General features: G+C 67.9%; 24 protein-coding genes. 16 read left to right on the top strand and 8 right to left on the bottom strand.

Features of this window, described 5'->3' with window-relative positions; translation table 11 throughout:
* Window positions 1-5: 5 nt before the first annotated feature.
* The gene (locus ACEPA4_RS05095; protein ID WP_262090490.1) at window positions 6-1,091 is read right to left on the bottom strand and encodes a L,D-transpeptidase; all 1,086 of its coding nucleotides are present in this window, start codon (window positions 1,089-1,091) and stop codon (window positions 6-8) included.
* 352 nt (window positions 1,092-1,443) lie between these two features.
* Window positions 1,444-1,770, bottom strand: coding sequence for a helix-hairpin-helix domain-containing protein (locus tag ACEPA4_RS05090; protein WP_032953992.1), 327 nt, complete (start codon window positions 1,768-1,770; stop codon window positions 1,444-1,446).
* A gap of 199 nt (window positions 1,771-1,969) precedes the next feature.
* Here ACEPA4_RS05090 and ACEPA4_RS05085 point away from each other — a divergent pair, with 199 nt between their 5' ends.
* From ACEPA4_RS05085 to murU, 4 genes are all read left to right on the top strand, one after another.
* A complete protein-coding gene (locus ACEPA4_RS05085; protein ID WP_053496832.1) occupies window positions 1,970-3,463 on the top strand; it encodes a M20 family metallopeptidase in 1,494 nt (497 codons plus the stop codon).
* A 69-nt stretch (window positions 3,464-3,532) separates the two neighbouring features.
* Window positions 3,533-3,802: a GlsB/YeaQ/YmgE family stress response membrane protein gene (locus ACEPA4_RS05080; RefSeq protein WP_005415577.1), complete on the top strand. Its 270-nt coding sequence runs from the start codon at window positions 3,533-3,535 to the stop codon at window positions 3,800-3,802.
* 63 nt (window positions 3,803-3,865) lie between these two features.
* A complete protein-coding gene (locus ACEPA4_RS05075) occupies window positions 3,866-4,891 on the top strand; it encodes an aminoglycoside phosphotransferase family protein (RefSeq protein ID WP_065177936.1) in 1,026 nt (341 codons plus the stop codon).
* Complete coding sequence (gene murU / locus ACEPA4_RS05070) at window positions 4,888-5,598, top strand: N-acetylmuramate alpha-1-phosphate uridylyltransferase MurU (protein ID WP_065185833.1); 711 nt, start codon at window positions 4,888-4,890, stop codon at window positions 5,596-5,598. Before ACEPA4_RS05075 ends, murU begins: the two co-directional genes overlap by 4 nt.
* 522 nt (window positions 5,599-6,120) lie before the next feature.
* On the opposite strand, the gene hda is transcribed toward murU, so the two are convergent.
* The 3 genes from hda to ACEPA4_RS05055 are packed head-to-tail and all read right to left on the bottom strand — an operon-like array spanning window position 6,121 to window position 9,133.
* Window positions 6,121-6,828, bottom strand: a complete 708-nt coding sequence (gene hda, locus ACEPA4_RS05065) for a DnaA regulatory inactivator Hda (protein ID WP_053500213.1) — start codon at window positions 6,826-6,828, stop codon at window positions 6,121-6,123.
* Window positions 6,828-7,997 carry an AI-2E family transporter gene (locus ACEPA4_RS05060; RefSeq protein WP_053500214.1) on the bottom strand — a complete coding sequence of 390 codons (1,170 nt, stop codon included), beginning with the start codon at window positions 7,995-7,997 and terminating at the stop codon, window positions 6,828-6,830. The genes hda and ACEPA4_RS05060 overlap by 1 nt, the downstream gene beginning before the upstream one ends.
* Complete coding sequence (locus ACEPA4_RS05055) at window positions 7,994-9,133, bottom strand: DUF2066 domain-containing protein (RefSeq protein ID WP_065185832.1); 1,140 nt, start codon at window positions 9,131-9,133, stop codon at window positions 7,994-7,996. Before ACEPA4_RS05055 ends, ACEPA4_RS05060 begins: the two co-directional genes overlap by 4 nt.
* Before the next feature lie 99 nt (window positions 9,134-9,232).
* Between ACEPA4_RS05055 and purM the strand changes: the two genes are divergently transcribed.
* The 7 genes from purM (at window position 9,233) to ACEPA4_RS05020 (ending at window position 14,154) form a co-directional block, all read left to right on the top strand.
* The gene (gene purM, locus ACEPA4_RS05050) at window positions 9,233-10,291 is read left to right on the top strand and encodes a phosphoribosylformylglycinamidine cyclo-ligase (protein ID WP_053500215.1); all 1,059 of its coding nucleotides are present in this window, start codon (window positions 9,233-9,235) and stop codon (window positions 10,289-10,291) included.
* 21 nt (window positions 10,292-10,312) lie between these two features.
* On the top strand, window positions 10,313-10,801 hold the full coding sequence (locus ACEPA4_RS05045) for a hypothetical protein (protein ID WP_061480736.1): 489 nt from the start codon (window positions 10,313-10,315) through the stop codon (window positions 10,799-10,801).
* Window positions 10,798-11,220: a hypothetical protein gene (locus ACEPA4_RS05040; protein WP_005415569.1), complete on the top strand. Its 423-nt coding sequence runs from the start codon at window positions 10,798-10,800 to the stop codon at window positions 11,218-11,220. The genes ACEPA4_RS05045 and ACEPA4_RS05040 overlap by 4 nt, the downstream gene beginning before the upstream one ends.
* A gap of 39 nt (window positions 11,221-11,259) precedes the next feature.
* Window positions 11,260-11,922: a DUF2238 domain-containing protein gene (locus tag ACEPA4_RS05035; protein ID WP_139726786.1), complete on the top strand. Its 663-nt coding sequence runs from the start codon at window positions 11,260-11,262 to the stop codon at window positions 11,920-11,922.
* Window positions 11,919-12,578, top strand: coding sequence for a phosphoribosylglycinamide formyltransferase (gene purN, locus ACEPA4_RS05030; protein ID WP_065185831.1), 660 nt, complete (start codon window positions 11,919-11,921; stop codon window positions 12,576-12,578). The genes ACEPA4_RS05035 and purN overlap by 4 nt, the downstream gene beginning before the upstream one ends.
* Before the next feature lie 68 nt (window positions 12,579-12,646).
* Entirely contained in the window at window positions 12,647-13,468 is an 822-nt protein-coding gene (locus tag ACEPA4_RS05025) for a DUF3108 domain-containing protein (protein WP_005415566.1), read from the top strand.
* Window positions 13,469-13,470: 2 nt separating this feature from the next.
* A complete protein-coding gene (locus ACEPA4_RS05020; protein ID WP_065177940.1) occupies window positions 13,471-14,154 on the top strand; it encodes a DUF3108 domain-containing protein in 684 nt (227 codons plus the stop codon).
* Window positions 14,155-14,276: 122 nt separating this feature from the next.
* On the opposite strand, the gene ACEPA4_RS05015 is transcribed toward ACEPA4_RS05020, so the two are convergent.
* From ACEPA4_RS05015 to ACEPA4_RS05005, 3 genes are read right to left on the bottom strand one after another with little or no spacing between them, the layout of a single operon-like run.
* Entirely contained in the window at window positions 14,277-14,594 is a 318-nt protein-coding gene (locus tag ACEPA4_RS05015) for a hypothetical protein (RefSeq protein ID WP_065185829.1), read from the bottom strand.
* The gene (gene murA / locus ACEPA4_RS05010; protein ID WP_065185828.1) at window positions 14,591-15,862 is read right to left on the bottom strand and encodes a UDP-N-acetylglucosamine 1-carboxyvinyltransferase; all 1,272 of its coding nucleotides are present in this window, start codon (window positions 15,860-15,862) and stop codon (window positions 14,591-14,593) included. The genes ACEPA4_RS05015 and murA overlap by 4 nt, the downstream gene beginning before the upstream one ends.
* A gap of 21 nt (window positions 15,863-15,883) precedes the next feature.
* Window positions 15,884-16,114 carry a BolA family protein gene (locus ACEPA4_RS05005; protein WP_005408396.1) on the bottom strand — a complete coding sequence of 77 codons (231 nt, stop codon included), beginning with the start codon at window positions 16,112-16,114 and terminating at the stop codon, window positions 15,884-15,886.
* A 54-nt stretch (window positions 16,115-16,168) separates the two neighbouring features.
* On the opposite strand from ACEPA4_RS05005, the gene ACEPA4_RS05000 reads away from it, so the two are divergent.
* The 5 genes from ACEPA4_RS05000 to lptB all read left to right on the top strand — a co-directional run bounded on the left by ACEPA4_RS05000 (window position 16,169) and on the right by lptB (window position 19,744).
* Window positions 16,169-17,170, top strand: coding sequence for a KpsF/GutQ family sugar-phosphate isomerase (locus tag ACEPA4_RS05000; protein WP_065185827.1), 1,002 nt, complete (start codon window positions 16,169-16,171; stop codon window positions 17,168-17,170).
* A 66-nt stretch (window positions 17,171-17,236) separates the two neighbouring features.
* Window positions 17,237-17,785, top strand: a complete 549-nt coding sequence (locus ACEPA4_RS04995; protein WP_065177942.1) for an HAD family hydrolase — start codon at window positions 17,237-17,239, stop codon at window positions 17,783-17,785.
* On the top strand, window positions 17,782-18,357 hold the full coding sequence (lptC, locus tag ACEPA4_RS04990; protein WP_005415560.1) for an LPS export ABC transporter periplasmic protein LptC: 576 nt from the start codon (window positions 17,782-17,784) through the stop codon (window positions 18,355-18,357). Before ACEPA4_RS04995 ends, lptC begins: the two co-directional genes overlap by 4 nt.
* A 101-nt stretch (window positions 18,358-18,458) precedes the next feature.
* Entirely contained in the window at window positions 18,459-19,025 is a 567-nt protein-coding gene (gene lptA, locus ACEPA4_RS04985; protein ID WP_164092921.1) for a lipopolysaccharide transport periplasmic protein LptA, read from the top strand.
* Window positions 19,025-19,744: an LPS export ABC transporter ATP-binding protein gene (gene lptB, locus ACEPA4_RS04980; RefSeq protein ID WP_005415558.1), complete on the top strand. Its 720-nt coding sequence runs from the start codon at window positions 19,025-19,027 to the stop codon at window positions 19,742-19,744. Before lptA ends, lptB begins: the two co-directional genes overlap by 1 nt.
* The last annotated feature ends 13 nt before the right edge of the window (window positions 19,745-19,757 follow it).

Below are 19,757 nucleotides of genomic sequence, written 5' to 3'. Positions count from 1 at the left end.
GGGACTCAGTTGCCCTTGAGGGTGGACCCTGGCGGCTCGGATTCCAAGACCGGCTGCATTCCGGATTCAGCCGGGCTTGGGCGGACCGCCGGCAGCGAGGTCACCAGCAGGGTCGTGCCTGGCACCAGCACCCGGTACAGCTGGCGGGCGAACTCGGCCGGCAGCGCCATCGGCAGCGAGGGCGTGGCCAGCAGGTCCGGCGTGGCCTGGGCACGGTCCTGGCCCAGCAACGGGTAGGCCGTCCACTGGTGCAGGCGCTGGTTCGCGTCCAGCGGGCTGGGCGTATCGCTGTAACCCTGCCCCATCACGAACAGGGTGGTGCCCTGGAAGGCCGGCAGCGCGTCGGCCTTCAGCGGCGACTCGCCGATCATCACGCCATCGCGCAGCACGTACAGGCGCTGGTCGTGCAGGCTGACCAGGATGCCGACCTGCCCGGCCGGCGCCGCGCTGTCGTTCCACCAGGCCTGTGCCGGCGCCCCACCCTCCGTCTCCGGCAGGGCCTGGCCGCGTGCATTGACCGGTGCCAGCACCGACGGATAGGCCAGGGTCATCGGCGAGCTCTTGGCATCGGCCACCACGACGGTATCGCCGCGCTGGGTTTCGCTGAACAGCTTCTGCGCGAAGGCCTGCGGCAGGCGCACGCAGCCGTGCGAGGCCGGATGCCCGGGCAGGCTGCCGCCATGCAGGGCGATGCCGTCCCAGGTCAGCCGCTGCATGTACGGCATCGGCGCGCTGTTGTAGAGGTTGGACTTGTGGTCCTTGTCCTTCTGCAGGATGGTGAACACACCGGTCGGTGTCTCGTGCCCGGCCTTGCCCGAGCTGATCGTGGTCAGGCCGATGGCAATACCGTTGCGGTAGACGTAGGCACGCTGCTCATTGAGGCTGACCACCAGCACGATCGGGCCGGTCGGCGAGATTTCCGGATGCCACAGGTATTCGCCCGGTTTCAGGTCGGTCGGCCCGCGCACCTCGGCGGTGCCGGCAGTGGCAGCTGCGGGCTTGGCAGCCGGTGCCGGCGCAGCGGCATGGGCCAGCAGCGGCAGGGCCAGTGCAAGAGCGAGCATCAGAGTGGTTGGACGGTGCAGAAGCATCCAGCGGGGGTCCTTTCCATGCGGAGCCGCCACCGTACACCATCGGCCCGTGGTGGCCGCGGCAAAACCTGGCGCCGGAAATGAAACTGCCCGGCGACACAGCCATGTGTCGTACCGGGCAATCGTTACGTCCTTGTCGGCCTGCTGCCGCCCCCTCGCATCCTGCGCTGTGGGGGAAGCGTTGCGTCCTGCACGCGGCCGCGTCTGTCCTGTTTGTATCTCAGCCCCTTCCACAGGTCTGTGATGCCACCATCCTGGTGATTGGTGCCGCATCCTGCGGCGGTCGGTGGTCACGGCCGTCCTGTCCGTGACCGCTGAACCAGCCTCCTGCCGGTTCCGACGATTCCTGCTGTCAGCGCCTGGGTACGGTCCGCACCGGTACCGATCCGGGTACCGGATCCGCCGGCAACAACCTGTTGCCTACGGTGATCCGCTGTCGATTCCGTTCGACGATCGCTTTCCCTATCCCCTTCACCTGCGCCAGGTCCTCGACGCGATGAAACGGGCCGTGTCTGCGCCGGTGCTCGACGATCGCCTCGGCCTTGGCGGCTCCGACCATCGTCAATCCCTGCTGCAGCGCCTGGGCATCGGCGCGGTTGATGTCGATCGGTTCGGCGGCATGCGCCCCAGCGATCCCCACTACCAGCACCAGTGCCCTCAACACGACACTCCAAGGCACGACGTGTATCTCCCTGTGATTCTGGCCGCCCCGACCGGCAATCCCGTCGGCAGGAACAGTGTCCGTCACCACATGTGCACAGCCTATCGGTTTCCCGGATTTCCGTAAGCCAGCCAAATACCCGACGTGATGTAGGAAAAACCCTACCCGTGGCACAGGCGTAGAATGGCCGGATCAGCCCATGCAACCGGAGTTTCAGATGGACAGCGCCAAGCTCGGCCAATTCGTCAATGACAAGTGGGACAGCGAAATCGTCCCGCAGTTGGTCGACTACATCCGCATTCCCAACAAGTCGCCGATGTTCGACGCCAATTGGGTGCAGAACGGCTATATGGAACAGGCGGTCACCCTGATGGAGAACTGGGCCAGGGCCCAGCAGCTGCCCGGCCTGAAGGTTGAAGTGGTGCGCCTGGAAGGCCGCACGCCGCTGATCTTCCTGGAAATTCCAGCGACCGGCGCCGAAACCGGCGACGACACCATCCTGCTCTACGGCCATCTGGACAAGCAGCCGGAAATGACTGGCTGGGATGACGATCTCGGCCCGTGGACGCCGGTCCTTCGCGGCGACAAGCTGTATGGCCGCGGCGGTGCGGACGACGGCTACGCCATCTTCGGCTCGCTGGCCGCGGTGCTGGCGCTGCAGGCCCAGGGCCTGCCGCACGCCCGCTGCGTGGTGCTGATCGAGGCCTGCGAAGAGTCCGGCAGCTACGACCTGCCGGCCTACGTCGACCACCTGGCCGAGCGCATCGGCAAGCCCTCGCTGGTGGTCTGCCTGGATTCGGGCTGCGCCAACTACGACCAGCTGTGGTGCACCACCTCGCTGCGCGGCCTGACCGGCGGCAACTTCACCGTGAAGGTGCTCAACGAAGGCGTGCATTCCGGCGATGCCTCCGGCGTTGTGCCGTCCAGCTTCCGCCTGCTGCGCCAACTGCTGTCGCGCATCGAGGACCAGGACACCGGCCGTATCCTGATCGACGGCATGAACGTCGAAATCCCCGCCGAGCGCCAGGAACAGGCCAGGCGCGCTGCCGAAGTGGTCGATACCGAGATCTTCGAGAAGTTCCCCATGGTCGACGGCCTGCGTCCGATGAACGAGGACCTGACCGAGCTGGTGCTCAACCGCACCTGGCGCCCGGCGCTGTCGGTCACCGGCGTGGGCGGCATGCCGCCGCTGGAATCGGCCGGCAACGTGCTGCGCCCGCAGACCTCGGTGAAGCTGTCGCTGCGCCTGCCACCAACCGCCGATGGCAAGACCTGCGGCGAGCTGCTGAAGGAAGCGCTGCTGCGCGATCCGCCGAACGGCGCGCAGGTCACCCTGGACCTGGAAAAGGCCTCTACCGGCTGGAACGCCCCGGCGATGGCGCCGTGGCTGACCCAGGCCATCGACGACGCCAGCCAGGCCTTCTTCGGCAAGCCGGCGATGTACATGGGCGAAGGCGGCTCGATCCCGTTCATGGGCATGCTGGGCGAGAAGTTCCCGGGTGCGCAGTTCATGATCACCGGCGTGCTCGGCCCGCACTCCAATGCGCACGGCCCGAATGAGTTCCTGCACATCCCGATGGGCAAGAAGGTCACCGCCTGCGTGTCCAAGGTGATCAGCGAGCACTACGCCGCCAGCCTGCGTGGCGAGACCAGCGGTTCGCCGGTGGCTGCCGACAGCGGCACCCGCCACGGCGACCACGGCTGCTGCTGATCCGGCACCGGTGACGGACGCAGCCTGGCCTTGCTAGGCTGCGTCCACACTCAAGCGGAATCCGCGCGCATGAATGGTCTGTTCGGCAGCAGCAGCTGGTTGTACATCCTGCTGGTCGGCTTCTTCGTCGGCCTGCTCGGGCGTTTCTTCATGCCCGGCAACAACCGCATGGGCTGCCTGCTGACCATCGTGCTGGGCATCCTCGGTGCGCTGCTGGCCGGTTGGTTCGGCCAGTACATGGGCTGGTACGCCCCCGGCGAACCGGCCGGCTTCCTCGGTGCGGTGGTGGGCGCGGTGGCCGTGCTGGCCGTCCTGCGCCTGTTCAGCGGCCGCCGCTGACCCCGTCCCCCTTCCCTTCCTGTTCCCGACGTTGGCGCGCCCAGCGCCCCCGGATATGCCCGCATGACCGAACCCGCCTCCGATCCCCAGCGCAGCGCGCGGCGCCTGCAATGGGCCCGTACCCAGCTCGACGATGCCAGCGCGGTGGTCGAGCGCGCTTCGGTCGATGCCGGCATGCGCAGCTACTGGCGCACCACCAGCACCCGTGGCAGCCACATCGTGATGGACGCCCCACCGGGGCTGGAAGATCCGCGGCCGTGGCTGCGCATGCGCGGCCTGCTGCACGACCACGGCCTGCGCGTGCCCGCGCTGTTGGCACAGGACCTGGAGGCCGGCTTCCTGCTGCTGGAAGATCTCGGCGGTCCGACCCTGGCCAGGATCCTCGACGCGCGCAATGCCGATGAATGGTTTGGCCGCTCGATCGAACAGCTGCTGCGCCTGCAGGCGATTGCGGTGCCAGCCGACTTCGGCCAGTTCGGCGAGGCGCTGCTGCAACGCGATGCCGGGCTGTTCGACGAATGGTTCCTGCAGCGGCACCTGAACCTGGAACTGGACTGCGGTGAGCTCGAGGGGCTGCAGCTGGTGCATCGCCGGTTGATGGACAACGCGCTGGGCCAGGCCCAGCTGATGACCCACCGCGATTACATGCCGCGCAACCTGATGCCGGTCGACGACGGCCCCGCGGTGCTGGATTTCCAGGACCTGGTGCGTGGCCCGATCGCCTACGACGCGGTGAGCCTGTTCAAGGACGCCTTCCTGAGCTGGCCGCTGCAGCGCGTTGACGAGTGGCTGGCGCAGTACCACGAACGCGCGCGCGACGCCGGCCTGCCGGTGCCCGACCGCGCCACCTTCCTGCGCGATGCCGACTGGATGGGCATCCAGCGCCACGTGAAGATCCTCGGCCTGTTCTGCCGCCTGCGCTACCGCGACAACAAGGGCCATTACCTGGACGACGCACCGCGCTTCATCGGCTATCTGGATGAAGTGCTGCCACGCTATCGCGAGCTGGCCCCCCTGCAGCAGCTGCTGGAAAACCGCATCAAGCCGGCGCTGGCCGACCTCGGCGCACCAATGCGCGTGGCCCGATGAAGGCGCTGGTGTTTGCCGCCGGGCTCGGCGAGCGCATGCGCCCGCTGACCCTGCACACACCCAAGCCGCTGCTGGAAGTGGCCGGCAAGCCGTTGATCGTCTGGCACCTGGAACGCCTGGCGGCGCTCGGCGTGCGCGAGGTAGTGGTCAACACCGCGTGGCTGGCCGAGCAGTTCCCGGCGACGCTGGGTGATGGCAGCCAGTGGGGCCTGCGTCTGCATTTCCTTTACGAAGGGCAGACCCCGCTGGAAACCGGCGGCGGCATCCTCAACGCATTGCCGGTGCTGGGCGATGCTCCGTTCCTGGTGGTGAACGGCGATATCTGGACCGATTTCGATTTCGCCACGCTGCCGCGCGAGCCGCAGGGCCAGGCACACCTGGTGCTGGTCGACAATCCGGCGCAACACCCCAACGGTGACTACCGACTCGATGCGCAGGGCCTGCTGCACCACGACCACGCAGGGCCGTGCCTGACCTATGCCGGCATCGGCGTGTATCGCCCCTCCATCGTGGCCGACTGGCGCACGGTGATCGGCGATGCGCCGGGTAGCGAGCGTGTTCCGCCGAAGTTCTCGGTGGTGCCGCTGCAGAAGCGTTTCATGGCGCAGGGGTTGATGACGGGGCAGCACCATCGCGGGCGTTGGACCGATGTGGGTACCGTGGATCGCCTGCGCGCGCTGGATGTGGAGTTGGCAGCGAACGGCTGAGCCCCTCGTGGCTGGATGTTTTGAGAGCAGAAGCCTTGCTTGGCCGGGCGGGGTGGATTCGCGGGGGACGCCATGAACCCGTCCCTGGGGGCTTGGCCGCGGCATCCATGCCGCGGACACCCCCGCGAACCCACCCCGCCCGGCCTCTGACAGTTTCCGTGCGCGTCCAGCCACGGAAGAAAGAAAGAAGAGCAAAAGCGTGTCGCTTCGCTGCGCTTGCTCCAGTGACGACCAACGGTCGTCACCCACCACAAGCAAGACACGTGTCGACCAAGGTCGACACCCACCAACAGCAGTGCAGTACGCAGTCCCGGCAGACCGCGGGAAGCTGTCGAAGGCGGGGTGGGTCCGGTTGCGGGGGCGTGAGCCGCATGGATGCGGCGACCGAGCTTACATGGACGTACTTGCAGCGTCCCCCGCAACCGGACCCACCCCGCCATCCCACGGATAGCCCGCTTTTGACGTTGACGTTGCTTCGGCTTCGGCGGGTGCAGGGCGCAGCCCTGCAAACAAACCCCACCCTCAGTAACGAGGCCGGCCTTCTTCCAGCACCTGGCGCAGGAACGGCACGGTGATCCGCCGCTTCGCCGCCAGCGATTCGCGGTCCAGCCAGTCCAGCAGGGTGATCAATCCACCCAGCTCACGGCCGGTGTGCGACAGCAGCCATTCGATGGCCGCTTCGTCGATGGCCAGGCCGCGTCGCAGTGCACGCTCGCGCAGCACCGCAGCACGACCTTCCTCATCCAGCGGCTGCAGCAGCACGCGCACGCACTGGCCCAGGCGCGAACGCAGGTCCGGCAGCACCAGGCCCAGCTCGCCCGGCGCCTTCTGCGCCGTGTACAGCACGGTTACACCTGCAGCGCGCGCGCGGTTGTGGAAATCAAACAGCGCGATCTCGTCCTCGCGATTGCCGGCAACCTCGTCCAGCCCGTCCAGCGCCACCAGTTCGCGTGCGTCCAGCCCATCCAGCGCTGCACGGACGCGGCCTGCTGCGCTGGCCAGTGGCACGTACGTCGGCAGGCGCCCGGCCTGCTCGGCGCTGGAGCACATCGCCAGCGCCTGGTGGGTCTTGCCGGTTCCCGCCGCACCTTCCAGGTAGACCCAGTCGTGGCTGGCACCAACCGCGATCGCGCGCAGCTGCGCCAGCGCGCCGTCCGGCGCGCCGATGAAGGTCTCCAGGCGCTGGTCCCGCGGGTAATGCAGGGCCAGCGGCAGTTGCGGCACACCCATCACTTCAGGTCGGGGCCCTTGTCGTTCGGAACGATGATATGGGGGGCGTCCACTACGCCATCAAGCACGATCGCCGGCTTCTCGCCCACGTACAGCTCGCTCTGGCGGTAGCGCTGATGCGCATAGCGCAGCAGCACGTTGGTCACCGCCGCCACCGGCAGCGCCAGCAGCATGCCGAGGAAGCCGAACAGCTGGCCGCCGGCCATCACCGCAAAGATCACTGCCACCGGGTGCAGGCCGATCTTGTCGCCGACGATACGCGGGGTCAGCACGTAGCTTTCCAGCAGCTGGCCCACGGTGAACACCACGCCCACCAGGATCAGCAGCTTCAGGTCGAAGCCCTGCGCCTGCACCAGTGCCGCGATCACCGCCATCAGCACGCCAGTGGTCGCGCCCAGGTATGGGATGAAGCTGATGAGGCCGGCAATCAGGCCGATCAGCAGGCCCAGCTTGAGGCCGACCAGCGACAGGCCGCCGGCATAGATCACGCCCAGCGCCAGCATCACCAGGAACTGTCCGCGGATGAACGCCCCCAGCACCTCGTTGGACTCGCGCGCCAACGCGCTGATGGTGCCGATGTGGTTGCGCGGAATCACCGACGCCACCCGCTCGACCAGCTTGTCCCAGTCGCGCAGGAAGTAGAACGCCAGGATCGGCAGCAGCAGGATGTTGACCACCCAGGTCACCATCGCAAAGCCCGAACGCGAGACGTAGCCCATGAATGTGGTGGCGAAGCCGCCGGCCTGCTGCCAGTGGCTGCGCACCCATTCGATCAGGCGGTCCGGATCCAGCCACTGCATCACTTCCAGGCCGGTCTTCTGCTCGAACCAGGGGATCCCCTTCTCCATCAGCCACGCCTGTGCCTGCGGCGCGACCGCAATCAGGGTGGTGATCTGGCGCTCGATCATCGGCACCAGCACCAGCAGCAGCGCCACGATCACCAGCACCATCGCAGCGAACACCAGCACCACGCCGGTCATGCGCGAACGGCCGGTGGCCTCGATGCGGTCCACCAGCGGATCGCCCAGCCACGCCAGCGCCAGCGCCAGCACGAACGGGGTCAGGATCGGTGCCAGCAGCCACACCACCCAGCCGACCAGGCCGGCAAACAGGATGTACTTCAGGCGGCGCAGGAACTGCGCGATTTCGGCTTCCGGGGTCAGGGTCATCGCAAGCGGTACTCGTTGCTGACCGGCGCGGCCACCGGGGCACCGGTGGTGTCATCGATCGGGGTCGGCAGGGCCGGCAGCGTCGCGCTGGGCACCAGCACGCCATTGTCGCCCAGCATGCGGTTGAAGCCGGCCAGGCCGGTGGTCATCTCCAGGCTCAGCTCCAGCTGGCCGGCCGAAGCGTGCAGCGGGGTGACGTTGCGCACCACCGGCACCTCGCGCAGGCCGGCGGCAAGGCGCAGGTAGTCGTCGGCACTGTTGATGCCGGTGACCACCACGCGGTAGGTCCCGGCCTGACCGACGGCGGCACCCGCCTTGGCATAGCGCTTGACCAGCGCGTCGGCGGCGCCATCGGCACCGGCGGCCATCGCACGCATGGCGTTGGCGTCCTTGCTGGTCCACTTGTTCAGCTCGCGGCCGTTGTCGACGAACACCCAGTCCGCCTGCCAGCCGCCGTTGGCGCGGTAGAGCTTGCCGATCAGCTGCATCGGCGGCGAGTAGCGCGACGAGGCGCGGGCCACGGCGGCACTGTCCTGGCGCCAGATGGCACCGGCCAGCGCCTGTTCGGCGGCACCGCCGCTGGGCAGGCCCAGCTTGTAACCCCGCTCGATGGCGCGGTTCAGCAGCGGGCGGGCGGCGTTGGCCTGCTGCACGCTGACCAGGCGCGGGCCACTGCCGTCGTCGACGGCCAACCACACCACCGGTTTCGGCCGCGGCTGCGGCCACAGCGGCAGGCCCAGCGCCGAGACCAGCGAGTCGACGTCATCCTCGCGGAAGCGGGCCACCAGCAGGGTCCTGAAGCTCGGCGCGCCGCTGGCGCCCACGCTCTGGTCCTGCTTGTAGTCGTAGCTGGCCACGTAGTCCTTGGCGTTGCGCAGCGCCTGCACCACGCCGGGGCGGGACATCACGTTGCGGTCGCCGGACAGTTTGCCCAGCACCACGCTCAGGGCACGGGCCAGGGCGCCGTTGCGATCGGTTTCGGCCTGGCTGTTGACGGGCACTTCGGCCTCGTACGCACCCGAGGCGGTGGCAACATCTCCCTCGGTGCGCAGGCCGCTCTGGGCCATCGTGGCCACCGGTAGGCTCAGTGCAAGGAGCAGGGTCAGAATCAGGCTGCGGCGCATCAGGACATCCATTGGCTCGACGAATCCGGGGGAATTGTTGCCCGAATACGGCCTTTGCGCCAATGCGGCCTGTTAAAATCGCCCGTTCAACCCCTGCCAGCGCCGACGCCCGTGACCAACACCCCGTCTTCCGCCCCCTCCCCCCTCACCTACCGTGACGCGGGTGTCGACATCGACGCCGGCAACGCGCTGGTCGAGCGGATCAAGCCCCTGGTCAAGCGCAGCTTCCGCCCGGAAGTGATGGGCGGTCTGGGCGGCTTCGGCGCCCTGTTCGACCTGTCCAACAAGTACCGCGAGCCGGTGCTGGTGTCGGGTACCGACGGCGTGGGCACCAAGCTGAAGCTGGCCCATCAGCTGAACCGCCACGATACGATCGGCATCGACCTGGTCGCGATGTGCGTGAACGACGTGCTGGTACAGGGCGCCGAGCCGCTGTTCTTCCTGGACTACTTCGCCACCGGCAAGCTGGACGTCGATACCGCCGCGGCGGTGGTGGGCGGCATCGCCAACGGCTGCACCGAGGCCGGCTGCGCGCTGATCGGCGGTGAAACCGCTGAAATGCCCGACATGTACGCCCCGGGCGAGTACGATCTGGCCGGCTTCACGGTGGCTGCGGTCGAGAAGAGCGAGCTGAAGGACGGCGCCAGCGTGGCCGCCGGCGACGTGCTGATCGGCATCGCCTCGTCCGGCCCGCATTCCAACGGCTACTCGCTGGTGCGCCGCATCTACGACCGCGCCGGCCGCCCGGCCGATCTGGAACTGGAAGGTGGCGTGAAGCTGGTCGACGCGCTGATGGCACCGACCCGCCTGTACGTGAAGCCGATCCTGTCGCTGCTGAAGTCGCACGGCGATGCCATCCACGGCATGGCCCACATCACCGGTGGCGGCCTGACCGAGAACATCATCCGCGTCGTGCCCGATGGCCTCGGCCTGGACATCCAGGCCTCGTCCTGGACCCTGCCGCCAGTGTTCCAGTGGCTGCAGAAAGAAGGCGCGGTCGCCGACAGCGAGATGTGGCGCACCTTCAACTGCGGCATCGGCTTCGTGCTGATCGTGGCAGCGGAGCAGGTCGCTGCCGTGTCCGAGGCGGTCCAAGCCCAGGGCCTGGACCACTGGACCATCGGCCAGGTGGTCACCGCCGAAGGCGCCGAACGCGTCCGCATCGGCTGAACCCGACCCCGAGGAGCCCGCATGGACGCAACGCCCCCCCTGGCACCCACCCCGGTACCGCCGCCGTTGGCGGCCGTGCCGGTCTTCAGCAGGCAGGACGCTGACCACCTGCGCGCGCTGTCCATCGCGCACTACGTGTTCGGCGGCCTGATCGCGCTGCTCTCGCTGTTTTTCATTCTGTACATCGTGCTCGGCATCAGTGCGCTGAGCGGCCATCTGCCGATGAACTCCGGGGGTCAGCCCTCGTCGCCGGCCGAACAGCGCCTGTTCGGCTGGGTGTTCACGGTGCTGGGGACTGTGTTCGTCGCCGGTGGCCTGGGCATGGCCGCATTCGTCATCCAGGCCGGACGCTGCCTGGCCCAGCGTCGTCGCCACCTGCTGTGCCTGATCGTGGCCGGCCTGCTCTGCCTGTGCGCGCCGCTGGGCACCGTTCTGGGGGTATTCACCCTGGTTACGCTGCTGCGCCCGCAGGTCAAGGCCGCCTTCGATGCAAGTGGTGCAACGACATGACGACACCCGGCGCACCACCGCCGCTACCACAGCAGACCCTGGCGCAACTGCAGCTGGCCAGCCACCTGCAGACGCTGAAGGTGCTGTTCTACGCGCTGGCGGTTTTCCACTGGATGGCCGCGCTGGCGTTCCTCGGTTTCATCGGCCTGGTCGCCAGCTCACGCGGGCTGGCCGATGGCGCGGTACTGGCCACGGTGTACGGGGTCATTTCGCTGTTGGCGGCCGCGCTTGGCGTCGTGCAGCTGCACACCGCACGCCTGCTGTCGCGCCGCACCGGGCTGGCCTGGTGCCAGCGCGCGGCCTGGCTGGCGGTACTGGCTGGCCCGCTGGGCATGGCCCTGACCGCCTATGCCTGGGTGTTTCTGTCCAAGCCTGACATGGCCGCACTGTTCGACCGTGGCGACCATCTCAGCGTCTGAGCTTGCCGGCAGACGCCCCCCTCCCCTGATCGACTCCCCATGTCCGCGCCTGCCCTCTCCACGACCGCCTCGCCTGCCGCTTCCCGTTTCACGGGCCCCAAGAAGCTGGCCTTCGCCGCCGTGCTGGCGGTGTTCGCGATCAGCTGGATCCACCCGCTGTGGCCCACCGAGCAGGCCCTGCACAGCACCCTGACCGTGATCGGGCTGGCCGCACTGCTATGGGTCGACCGCCGGGGTGGCTGGCTGGGCAACGGTGCCTTCATCGCGATCTGCGGCTTCATTGCACTGCACTGCGTGGCTGCGCGCTGGCTGTACTCGAACGTGCCCTACGACGCATGGGCGCAGGCGCTGGCCGGCTGGTCGCCGAATGCGGCGTTTGGCTGGCAGCGTAATCATTTCGACCGGCTTATCCACTTCCTGTTCGGCGTCTGCTTCACGCCTGCGCTGCTGCAGCTGGCACGCCATGCCTGGCCGGCGCTGCGCCGCCGCCAGGCTTTCACCCTGGCGGTGATGGCAGTGATGTGCGCCAGCCTGGTCTACGAGTGGTTCGAGTGGGCCATCGCGCTGGCCCTGTCGCCGGACGCCGCCGAGGCCTACAACGGGCAGCAGGGCGACATGTGGGACGCCCATGCCGACATGCTGCTGGCGACCGTGGGCAGCCTGCTGAGCTGGCCGTTGATCCGCCGGAGTCCCGCGCAATGACCGCGCCCACCCGCATCGCGGTGCTCGCCTCTGGGCGCGGCAGCAACCTGCAGGCCATCCTCGATGCCATCGCGGCCGGGCGCCTGCCCGCCGAGGTCGTCGGCGTGTTCTCCGACCGCCCGGCCGCCGCCGCGCTGCAACGGGTCGGCGCCAGCCTGCGCTGGGCACATGCGCCGAAGGAATTCGACGACCGCGCCGCCTACGAGCAGGCCTTGGGCGATGCACTGGCCGCGGCCGCGCCGGACTGGATCGTCTGCGCCGGCTACATGCGCATTCTCGGCGCCGCCTTCGTGCAGCGCTTCAATGGCCGCCTGGTCAACATCCACCCCTCCCTGCTGCCACTGCACAAAGGGTTGGATACGCATGCGCGAGCTTTGGACGCCGGCGATGCCGAGCACGGGGCCAGCGTGCATCTGGTCGTTCCCGAACTGGATGCCGGCGCCGTGCTGGCCCAGGTACGGGTACCGGTGATGCCCGGCGATGACGCCGACAGCCTGGCCGCGCGCGTGCTGGCGGTGGAGCATCCCCTGCTGATCGCCACCCTCCAGCTGCTGTGCGCCGGCCGCCTGACTGAACGGGAGGGGCAGCCGCACCTGGACGGTCACCCCCTGTTTAGCCCACTGGCCCTAGATTCCGCCGGGAACCTGAACCGGTAACGCCCACGCACACGCCCCGCTGACTGCGGGGCTGGCATCCTGCCCCCCTCCTGCAGCTCCTGTCCTCCATGAAGACCACGACCCTGCTGTCCACTTCATTGCTGCTGTCGCTTGTCGTGCTTCCCGGCGTGGGTTGGGGCCAGGTGCAAGCGCCTGCGGCCCCTGCGCAGCCGGCGCCTGCAGTCCAACCGCCTGCGGAACCGGCCGTGCCGATGCCGCCGGCGCTGGCCTGGGAGCCGCCGCCGCTGCAGCCGTTCACCGCGACCTACCAGGCCTTCTACAAAGGCAAGGAGGCCGGCGACGCCAGCATGCAGGTCACCCACACCGGCGGCAACCAGTGGCGGGTGGACATGCAGGTGGTTGGCCGCCGCGGCTTTGCAAGCGTGCTGGGCCTGAACATCGAACAGAGCACGGTGTTCGAAGAGCGCAGCGGCGTCTATGCGCCGCTCAGCCAGAGCACGGTGCGCAAGGGCCTGTTCCTGGGCAAGAAGGCGGTCGGCACGTACAACTGGCAGGCCGGCACCGCGCAGTGGAGCGGCGACGTCAAGAAGGAACGTGCGCAACCGATCCCGCTGCAGCCGGGCGACCAGAGCGCGCTGCTGATCAATCTGGCGATCATGCGTGATGCCCGCCCGGGCGCCACCATGCATTACCGCTACGTGGACATGGGCAAGGTCCGCCAGCACGACTACCAGGCCGCGCCGCAGACCGAGAACGTCGAGGTCGGCGACCTGTCCTACAACGCGCTGCGGGTCTACCGGACCAACGGCGGCAACAACGAAACCATCCTCTGGATCGCCAACGGTGTCCCCACCCCGGTGCGCATCCTGCAACGCGAAGACGGCGAAGACCGCGTCGATCTACGCCTGATCGAGTACCAAGGAGTCTGAGCATGAGCACCCTGACCCGCCCCCTCACCTGGATCGCTGCAGCCGCACTGTCGGTGGCCAGCCTGCCGGCCATGGCCCTGCAGCCATTCAAGGCCGATTACCTGGCCAGCTACATGGGCATGCAGGCCAATGGCAGCATGACGCTGAGCAGCGAGGGAGCCAACAAGTGGCGCTACACGCTGCAGGTGAAGAACCAGCTGGCCGACCTGAGCCAGAGCACCGTGTTCGAAGAGGTGCGCGGCCAGCTGCGCCCGCTCAGCAGCCAGGACCGTTCGGCACTGCTGGTGAAGAAGCGCAATGTGCAGGCCAACTACAACTGGACCAGCAACCAGGCCACCTGGACCGGCGACATCAAGCCGGACCGTGCGGGCCCCATCGCGTTGAAGACGGGCGACATGGACGCGCTGCTGATCAACCTGGCAATCGCCCGCGACCTGGCCGCCGGCAAGCCGCTGACCTATCGCATGGTCGACGAAGGCCGCATCAAGAACATGACCTACCGCGTGGTCGGCAAGGAATCGATCACCGTGGGCGGCAAGAGCTACGAGGCCACCAAGGTCTCGCGTGCCGACGGCAACAAGGAGCTGATCGCGTGGATCGTGCCGGAATTCCCGGTGCCGGCGCGCATGCTGCAGCGTGAGAGCGGCCGCGATGCGCTGGACCTGACCATCAAGGCGATGAACTGAGCGCCCGGGGTCGGATCCCTTCCCAACGGGAAGGGCTCTGACCCCGACAGCGACCCGGCGCCTTCATCCACGCATGGCGTGGATCTACCGTAAAAAAACGCCCGCTTTCGCGGGCGTTGTTCTTACTTCTTTTGCTCGGCCGCGGCCGGCTTGAACTCGGTGCGGCAGTCCACGCGGATCTGCTCGCCGGTGCTGCGCCAGATGAAGGTGCGGCAATGGCGGTTGCCGTCCTGGCTGTCGTTCACCGCGACCGCGTAGAACGATTCGATGATCTCGTCACGCGAGACCGTGCCGTCGCCGTTCCAGTCCATGTCCTTCTGCTCGATGCCCTGGGTGATGGCGATGTTGGCGTACCAGGCATAGCCCAGCCACGCCAGCACGATCAGCACCAGGGCCAGCAGCGCCTTGCGGCGCGGGCTGAACTTGCCGCGCAGGATCATGGCACGCGCCGGATGGTGGCGCCGAGCGAAGACAGCTTCTCTTCGATGTTCTCGTAGCCACGATCAAGGTGATAGATGCGGTCGATGGTGGTCTCGCCGCTGGCCATCAGGCCGGCCAGGATCAGCGAGGCCGAGGCACGCAGGTCGGTGGCCATTACCGGCGCACCGCTCAGGGTCTCGCTGCCACGCACGATGGCGGTGTGGCCTTCGACCTGGATGTCCGCGCCCAGGCGCAGCAGTTCGTTGACGTGCATGAAACGGTTCTCGAAGATCGTTTCGTTGATCACGCCGACGCCGTCGGCCACGCAGTTGAGCGCCATGAACTGCGCCTGCATGTCGGTCGGGAATGCGGGGTACGGCGCGGTGGTCAGGTTGACCGCCTTCGGTCGCTTGCCCTGCATGTCCAGGGTGATGGTGTCTTCGGTGGTCTCGATCTTCGCGCCGGCCTCGACCAGCTTAGACAACACCGCGTCCATGGTGTTCGGGCGCGCACGGTTGACCGTGACCTTGCCGCCGGTCATCGCCGCAGCGACCAGGAAGGTACCGGTCTCGATGCGGTCGGGCAGCACTTCGTGGCGGCCGCCGGACAGGCGCTCGACGCCTTCAATGACCAGGCGGGCAGTGCCCAGGCCTTCGATCTTCGCGCCCAGCGCGATCAGGCAATGCGCCAGATCGGTCACTTCCGGTTCCATCGCGCAGTTGTCGAGGACGGTGGTGCCTTCGGCCAGCACCGCGCCCATCAGCACGTTCTCGGTGCCGGTGACGCTGACCATGTCGAAGGTGAAATGGCCGCCCTTCAGCCGCTTGGCAGTGGCCTTGATGAAGCCGTTCTCGACCACGATCTCGGCACCCAGCGCCTGCAGGCCCTTGATGTGCTGGTCGACCGGACGCGAACCGATCGCGCAGCCGCCGGGCAGCGACACTTCCGCCGCGCCGAAGCGGGCCAGCAGCGGGCCCAGCACCAGGATCGAGGCGCGCATGGTCTTGACCAGCTCGTACGGCGCAACGTGCTGGTTGACCGAACGCGGGTCGACCACGATCGCACTGCCACGCGACAGCGTGCCCTGGTCGATGGTGACCTTGGCACCCAGTTCGCCCAGCAGCTTGACCGTGGTGACCACGTCGTGCAGGTGCGGCACGTTGGTGATCTCCACCGGCTCATCGGCCAGCAGGGTCGCGCAGAGGATGGGGAGGACGGCGTTCTTGGCGCCGGAGATGCTCACTTCACCGTGCAGCGCAGCGCCGCCGGTCACAACGATCTTGGCCATGTATTCGGGATCTTCTGCGGTTCAGCCGGCTTCGGCCGGGGTCACGGTTTTCAGCGCCAGCGCGTGGATCGCGCCGCCCATCAGGTCGCCCAGCGTGGCATAGACCATGCGGTGGCGGGCCAGCGGCATCTTGCCGGCGAACGCCTCGCAGACCACGGTCGCTTCGAAATGCACGCCATCATCGCCCTGCACGTCGGCGCGGGCGCCAGGCAGGCCGGTTTCGATCAGATTGCGGATGGTGTCGGCGTCCAACGGGCTTTCCTAATAAAATGTGCCTCCATTCTACTTCCGCTGCGTGGCGTCCGCATGGCCGAATCCCTGTTGCCCCCCCGTTCCGTCGACCCTGCCGGCCTGGTCGCCAGTGGCCGCCGCGTGTTCGAGATCGAGCGGCAGGCGCTGGATGCCGTCGCCGACCGCCTTGGCGAGGCCTTCCAGCAGGCCTGCGAGGCGATCCTGGCCAGCCGCGGCCGGGTGGTCGCCACCGGCATGGGCAAATCCGGCCACATTGCCCGCAAGATCGCCGCCACCCTGGCCTCCACCGGCACACCGGCGTTCTACGTGCATCCCGGCGAAGCCGGCCACGGCGACCTGGGCATGATCACCGAAGCCGACGTGGTACTGGCCCTGTCCTATTCGGGCGAGTCCGATGAGGTGCTGATGCTGCTGCCTGTGCTCAAGCGCCAGGGCAACGTGCTGATTTCCATGACCGGCCGCCCGCAGTCGAGCCTGGCCACGGCCGCCAACATCCACCTGGATGTGAGCGTGCCGGCCGAGGCCTGCCCGCTGGCGCTGGCGCCGACCTCCAGCACCACCGCCTCGCTGGCGATGGGCGATGCGCTGGCCGTAGCCCTGCTTGATGCGCGCGGCTTCACCGCCGACGACTTCGCCCGCTCGCACCCGGCCGGCAGCCTCGGCCGTCGCCTGCTGCTGCACATCACCGATGTCATGCACACCGGCGAGGACCTGCCCAGCGTGGGCGCCGATGCCAGCCTCAGCGAGGCGCTGGTGGAAATGAGCCGCAAGCGCCTCGGCATGACCGCCGTGGTCGACGCCGATGGCGTGCTGATCGGCCTGTTCACCGACGGCGACCTGCGCCGGGCGCTGGACAGCGCGCTGGACGTGCGCACCGCGAAGATCGCCGATGTGATGACCCGCAACCCGCGCACCATCGGTGCCGACCAGCTGGCCGTAGAGGCCGCGCGGCAGATGGAGACCCAGAAAATCAACGGCCTGATCGTGGTCGATGGCCAGGGCCGTGCGGTCGGCGCCCTGAACATTCATGACCTGTTGCGGGCCCGGGTGGTTTAACCGACAGTCCGTAGACCCCATTCAGTCTGTAATGCCCCACCCGCCCCCACCGAGCCTGATCGCCTGATGCCCTGGTCCCCGCTGCCCGCGTTCCCCGCCCACCTGCATGCCGCTGCGGCCCGCGTCCGCCTGGCCTGCTTCGACGTGGACGGTACCCTCACCGACGGTCGGCTGTACTACGACAAGGACGGCAACGAGAGCAAGGCGTACTTCGTGCAGGACGGTCTGGGCCTGAAACTGCTGCAGCAGCACGGCATCCACCCCGTGCTGATCACCGCGCGCAACAGCCAGTCCGCGCTCAAGCGCGGCGCCGACCTCGGCATCGACACCCAGATCGCCGTGGGCGACAAGCTGGCCAGCGTGCAGACGCTGTGCGCACAGCATGGCATCGGCCTGGAGCAGGTGGCCTTCATGGGCGACGACCTGCCGGACCTGGCGCCGCTGGGCGCGGTCGGCCTGGCGGTGGCGCCAGCCAACGCCCACCCGTGGATCGCCGAGCGCGTGCACTGGCAGACCCGCGCCGATGGCGGACGTGGCGCCGCCCGTGAACTGTGCGACATCCTGCTGGCCGCCCAGGGCCATGTGGACGCGGTGCTGGCGAGGTTCGGCGCATGAACCTGCCCACCCTGAACTGGCGCACCGTGCTCGGCATCGGCCTGCTGCTGGCGGCCCTGCTCAGCAGCTGGGCGGCCCTGCGCAACCGTGACAAGGGCCCGGCCACTGCCGGCCAGGACGCCGGCGTGGACTACATCCTGCACGACTTCCAGATCGTCGCGCTGGATGAGCAGGGCAAGGAATCGACCACCCTGCGCGCACCGCGGCTGGAACGCCAGCGCGGCGACCAGACCATCAACATCGCCACCCCGCTGTTCGAGATGCCGGACAAGGATGGCAAGCACTGGACCCTGCGCGCCGAGACCGGCTGGCTCAGTGCCAAGGGCGACGAGATGAAGCTGCGCGGCAATGTCGCCGGCGACAGTCCGGCCGATCCGGGCGTGGTGCCGACCACTTTCCGCACCGACCACCTGGACGTGTTTCCGAAGGAGAACCGCGCCCGCACCGATGCGCGGGTCACCATGACCCGCCCCGGCATGGAACAGTCCGGCGTCGGCTTCGAGGTGGATTCGAAGAACAACACGTATCATTTCCTCAGCCAGTCCAAGGGCCGTTACACGCCCCGACGCTGATTCCGCCACCCTCCTGCGACGTCCCCGGACCGGCGCAAGGAAGGCGGCCCACCCACCCGCCGCCGGTTTCCCGGACGGCCCCACCGGTAGAACGGACCCCGATGAAGATCCCCTTTGCAGCCGTACTCGCGCTCGGTCTCCTGGTTCCCAGCGCCGCCTTTGCCAAGTCCACCGATCGCAACGAGAACATGAACATCGAGTCCGGCGCCCAGTCGGGCGTGCTTACCGGCGATGGCAAGACCGTGCTCTCGCAGGGTGTGACCGTCACCCAGGGCACGCTGGACATCCGCGCGTCCGAAGCGGAGATCTACCTGAAGGACGGCGAGGCCGTGCGTGCGGTGTTCTCCGGCAAGCAGGCCACGATGAAGCAGCAGCTTGACGACGGCACCTGGATGGACGCGGTGGCTGATCGCATCGACTACGACATCAAGACCGAGATCATCACCCTGACCGGCAACTACAAGGTCACCAGCGCGCGCGGCACCAATGCCGGCCAGCGCATGGTCTACAACACCCGCACCGGGGAGATGAACTCCGGTGGTGATGGCAGCCGTGTGCGCACCGTCATTCCGCCGAAGAACAAGAACGCGGCAGCACAGCCGGCCGCCGCACCCAAGGCGGCGGCTCCGGCCAGTACGCCGGCCAGGCCGGCGGGGAGCAAGAAGTAATGCTCGTCGCCAAGGGCCTGCGCAAGCGCTACAAGCAGCGCGAAGTCGTCAAGGACTTCGGGCTGACCCTCGACGCCGGTGAAGTGGTCGGTTTGCTCGGCCCCAACGGTGCCGGCAAGACCACCTGTTTCTACATGATCGTCGGCCTGGTCGCCGCCGATGCAGGCAGCATCGTGCTCGACGGCAAGGACATCACCAGCGACCCGATGTACACCCGTGCCAAGCAGGGCGTGGGCTACCTGCCGCAGGAGCCGTCGGTGTTCCGCAAGCTGACCGTGGCCGACAACCTCCGCCTGGTGCTTGAACTGCGCGAAGACCTGGATTCGGCCGGCCGCGAACGCGAATTGAACAGCCTGCTCGACGAGCTGCAGCTGGGCCATGTCGCCGACCAGCTCGGTGCCAGCCTGTCCGGTGGCGAACGTCGTCGCTGCGAGATCGCCCGCGCACTGGCCGCGCAGCCGCGCCTGATCCTGCTCGACGAACCGTTTGCCGGTGTCGACCCGATCTCGGTGGGCGAAATCCAGCGCATCGTCACCCATCTCAAGCAGCGTGGTATCGGCGTGCTGATCACCGACCACAACGTGCGCGAGACCTTGGGAATCTGCGACCGCGCGTATATCCTCGCCGAGGGCACCGTGCTGGCCCAGGGCTCGCCGGAGGCGATCCTGGACAACGCTGACGTACGTCGCGTCTACCTTGGGGATTCCTTCAAGCTGTGACCGCAGGTGCTGG

It is taken from the genome of Stenotrophomonas sp. P2112, assembly GCF_041897515.1.
GTDB classification, from domain to species: domain Bacteria; phylum Pseudomonadota; class Gammaproteobacteria; order Xanthomonadales; family Xanthomonadaceae; genus Stenotrophomonas; species Stenotrophomonas sepilia.
The sequence above is the reverse complement of the archived record's forward strand: the minus strand, read 5'-3'. Positions and strand labels throughout refer to the sequence as shown.

Coding starts and splice junctions, on each gene's coding strand:
- ACEPA4_RS05020 (WP_065177940.1), top strand. CDS start 13,471: ATGAGCACCCTGACCCGCCCCCTCACCTGGATCGCTGCAGCCGCACTG.
- hda (WP_053500213.1), bottom strand. CDS start 6,828: ATGGGTGTGCCGCAACTGCCGCTGGCCCTGCATTACCCGCGGGACCAG.
- ACEPA4_RS05075 (WP_065177936.1), top strand. CDS start 3,866: ATGACCGAACCCGCCTCCGATCCCCAGCGCAGCGCGCGGCGCCTGCAA.
- ACEPA4_RS05015 (WP_065185829.1), bottom strand. CDS start 14,594: ATGATCCTGCGCGGCAAGTTCAGCCCGCGCCGCAAGGCGCTGCTGGCC.
- ACEPA4_RS05035 (WP_139726786.1), top strand. CDS start 11,260: ATGTCCGCGCCTGCCCTCTCCACGACCGCCTCGCCTGCCGCTTCCCGT.
- ACEPA4_RS04995 (WP_065177942.1), top strand. CDS start 17,237: ATGCCCTGGTCCCCGCTGCCCGCGTTCCCCGCCCACCTGCATGCCGCT.
- ACEPA4_RS05045 (WP_061480736.1), top strand. CDS start 10,313: ATGGACGCAACGCCCCCCCTGGCACCCACCCCGGTACCGCCGCCGTTG.
- ACEPA4_RS05060 (WP_053500214.1), bottom strand. CDS start 7,997: ATGACCCTGACCCCGGAAGCCGAAATCGCGCAGTTCCTGCGCCGCCTG.
- lptC (WP_005415560.1), top strand. CDS start 17,782: ATGAACCTGCCCACCCTGAACTGGCGCACCGTGCTCGGCATCGGCCTG.
- ACEPA4_RS05085 (WP_053496832.1), top strand. CDS start 1,970: ATGGACAGCGCCAAGCTCGGCCAATTCGTCAATGACAAGTGGGACAGC.
- lptA (WP_164092921.1), top strand. CDS start 18,459: ATGAAGATCCCCTTTGCAGCCGTACTCGCGCTCGGTCTCCTGGTTCCC.
- ACEPA4_RS05040 (WP_005415569.1), top strand. CDS start 10,798: ATGACGACACCCGGCGCACCACCGCCGCTACCACAGCAGACCCTGGCG.
- ACEPA4_RS05080 (WP_005415577.1), top strand. CDS start 3,533: ATGAATGGTCTGTTCGGCAGCAGCAGCTGGTTGTACATCCTGCTGGTC.
- murU (WP_065185833.1), top strand. CDS start 4,888: ATGAAGGCGCTGGTGTTTGCCGCCGGGCTCGGCGAGCGCATGCGCCCG.
- ACEPA4_RS05025 (WP_005415566.1), top strand. CDS start 12,647: ATGAAGACCACGACCCTGCTGTCCACTTCATTGCTGCTGTCGCTTGTC.
- ACEPA4_RS05095 (WP_262090490.1), bottom strand. CDS start 1,091: ATGCTTCTGCACCGTCCAACCACTCTGATGCTCGCTCTTGCACTGGCC.
- ACEPA4_RS05055 (WP_065185832.1), bottom strand. CDS start 9,133: ATGGATGTCCTGATGCGCCGCAGCCTGATTCTGACCCTGCTCCTTGCA.
- ACEPA4_RS05000 (WP_065185827.1), top strand. CDS start 16,169: ATGGCCGAATCCCTGTTGCCCCCCCGTTCCGTCGACCCTGCCGGCCTG.
- murA (WP_065185828.1), bottom strand. CDS start 15,862: ATGGCCAAGATCGTTGTGACCGGCGGCGCTGCGCTGCACGGTGAAGTG.
- lptB (WP_005415558.1), top strand. CDS start 19,025: ATGCTCGTCGCCAAGGGCCTGCGCAAGCGCTACAAGCAGCGCGAAGTC.
- purN (WP_065185831.1), top strand. CDS start 11,919: ATGACCGCGCCCACCCGCATCGCGGTGCTCGCCTCTGGGCGCGGCAGC.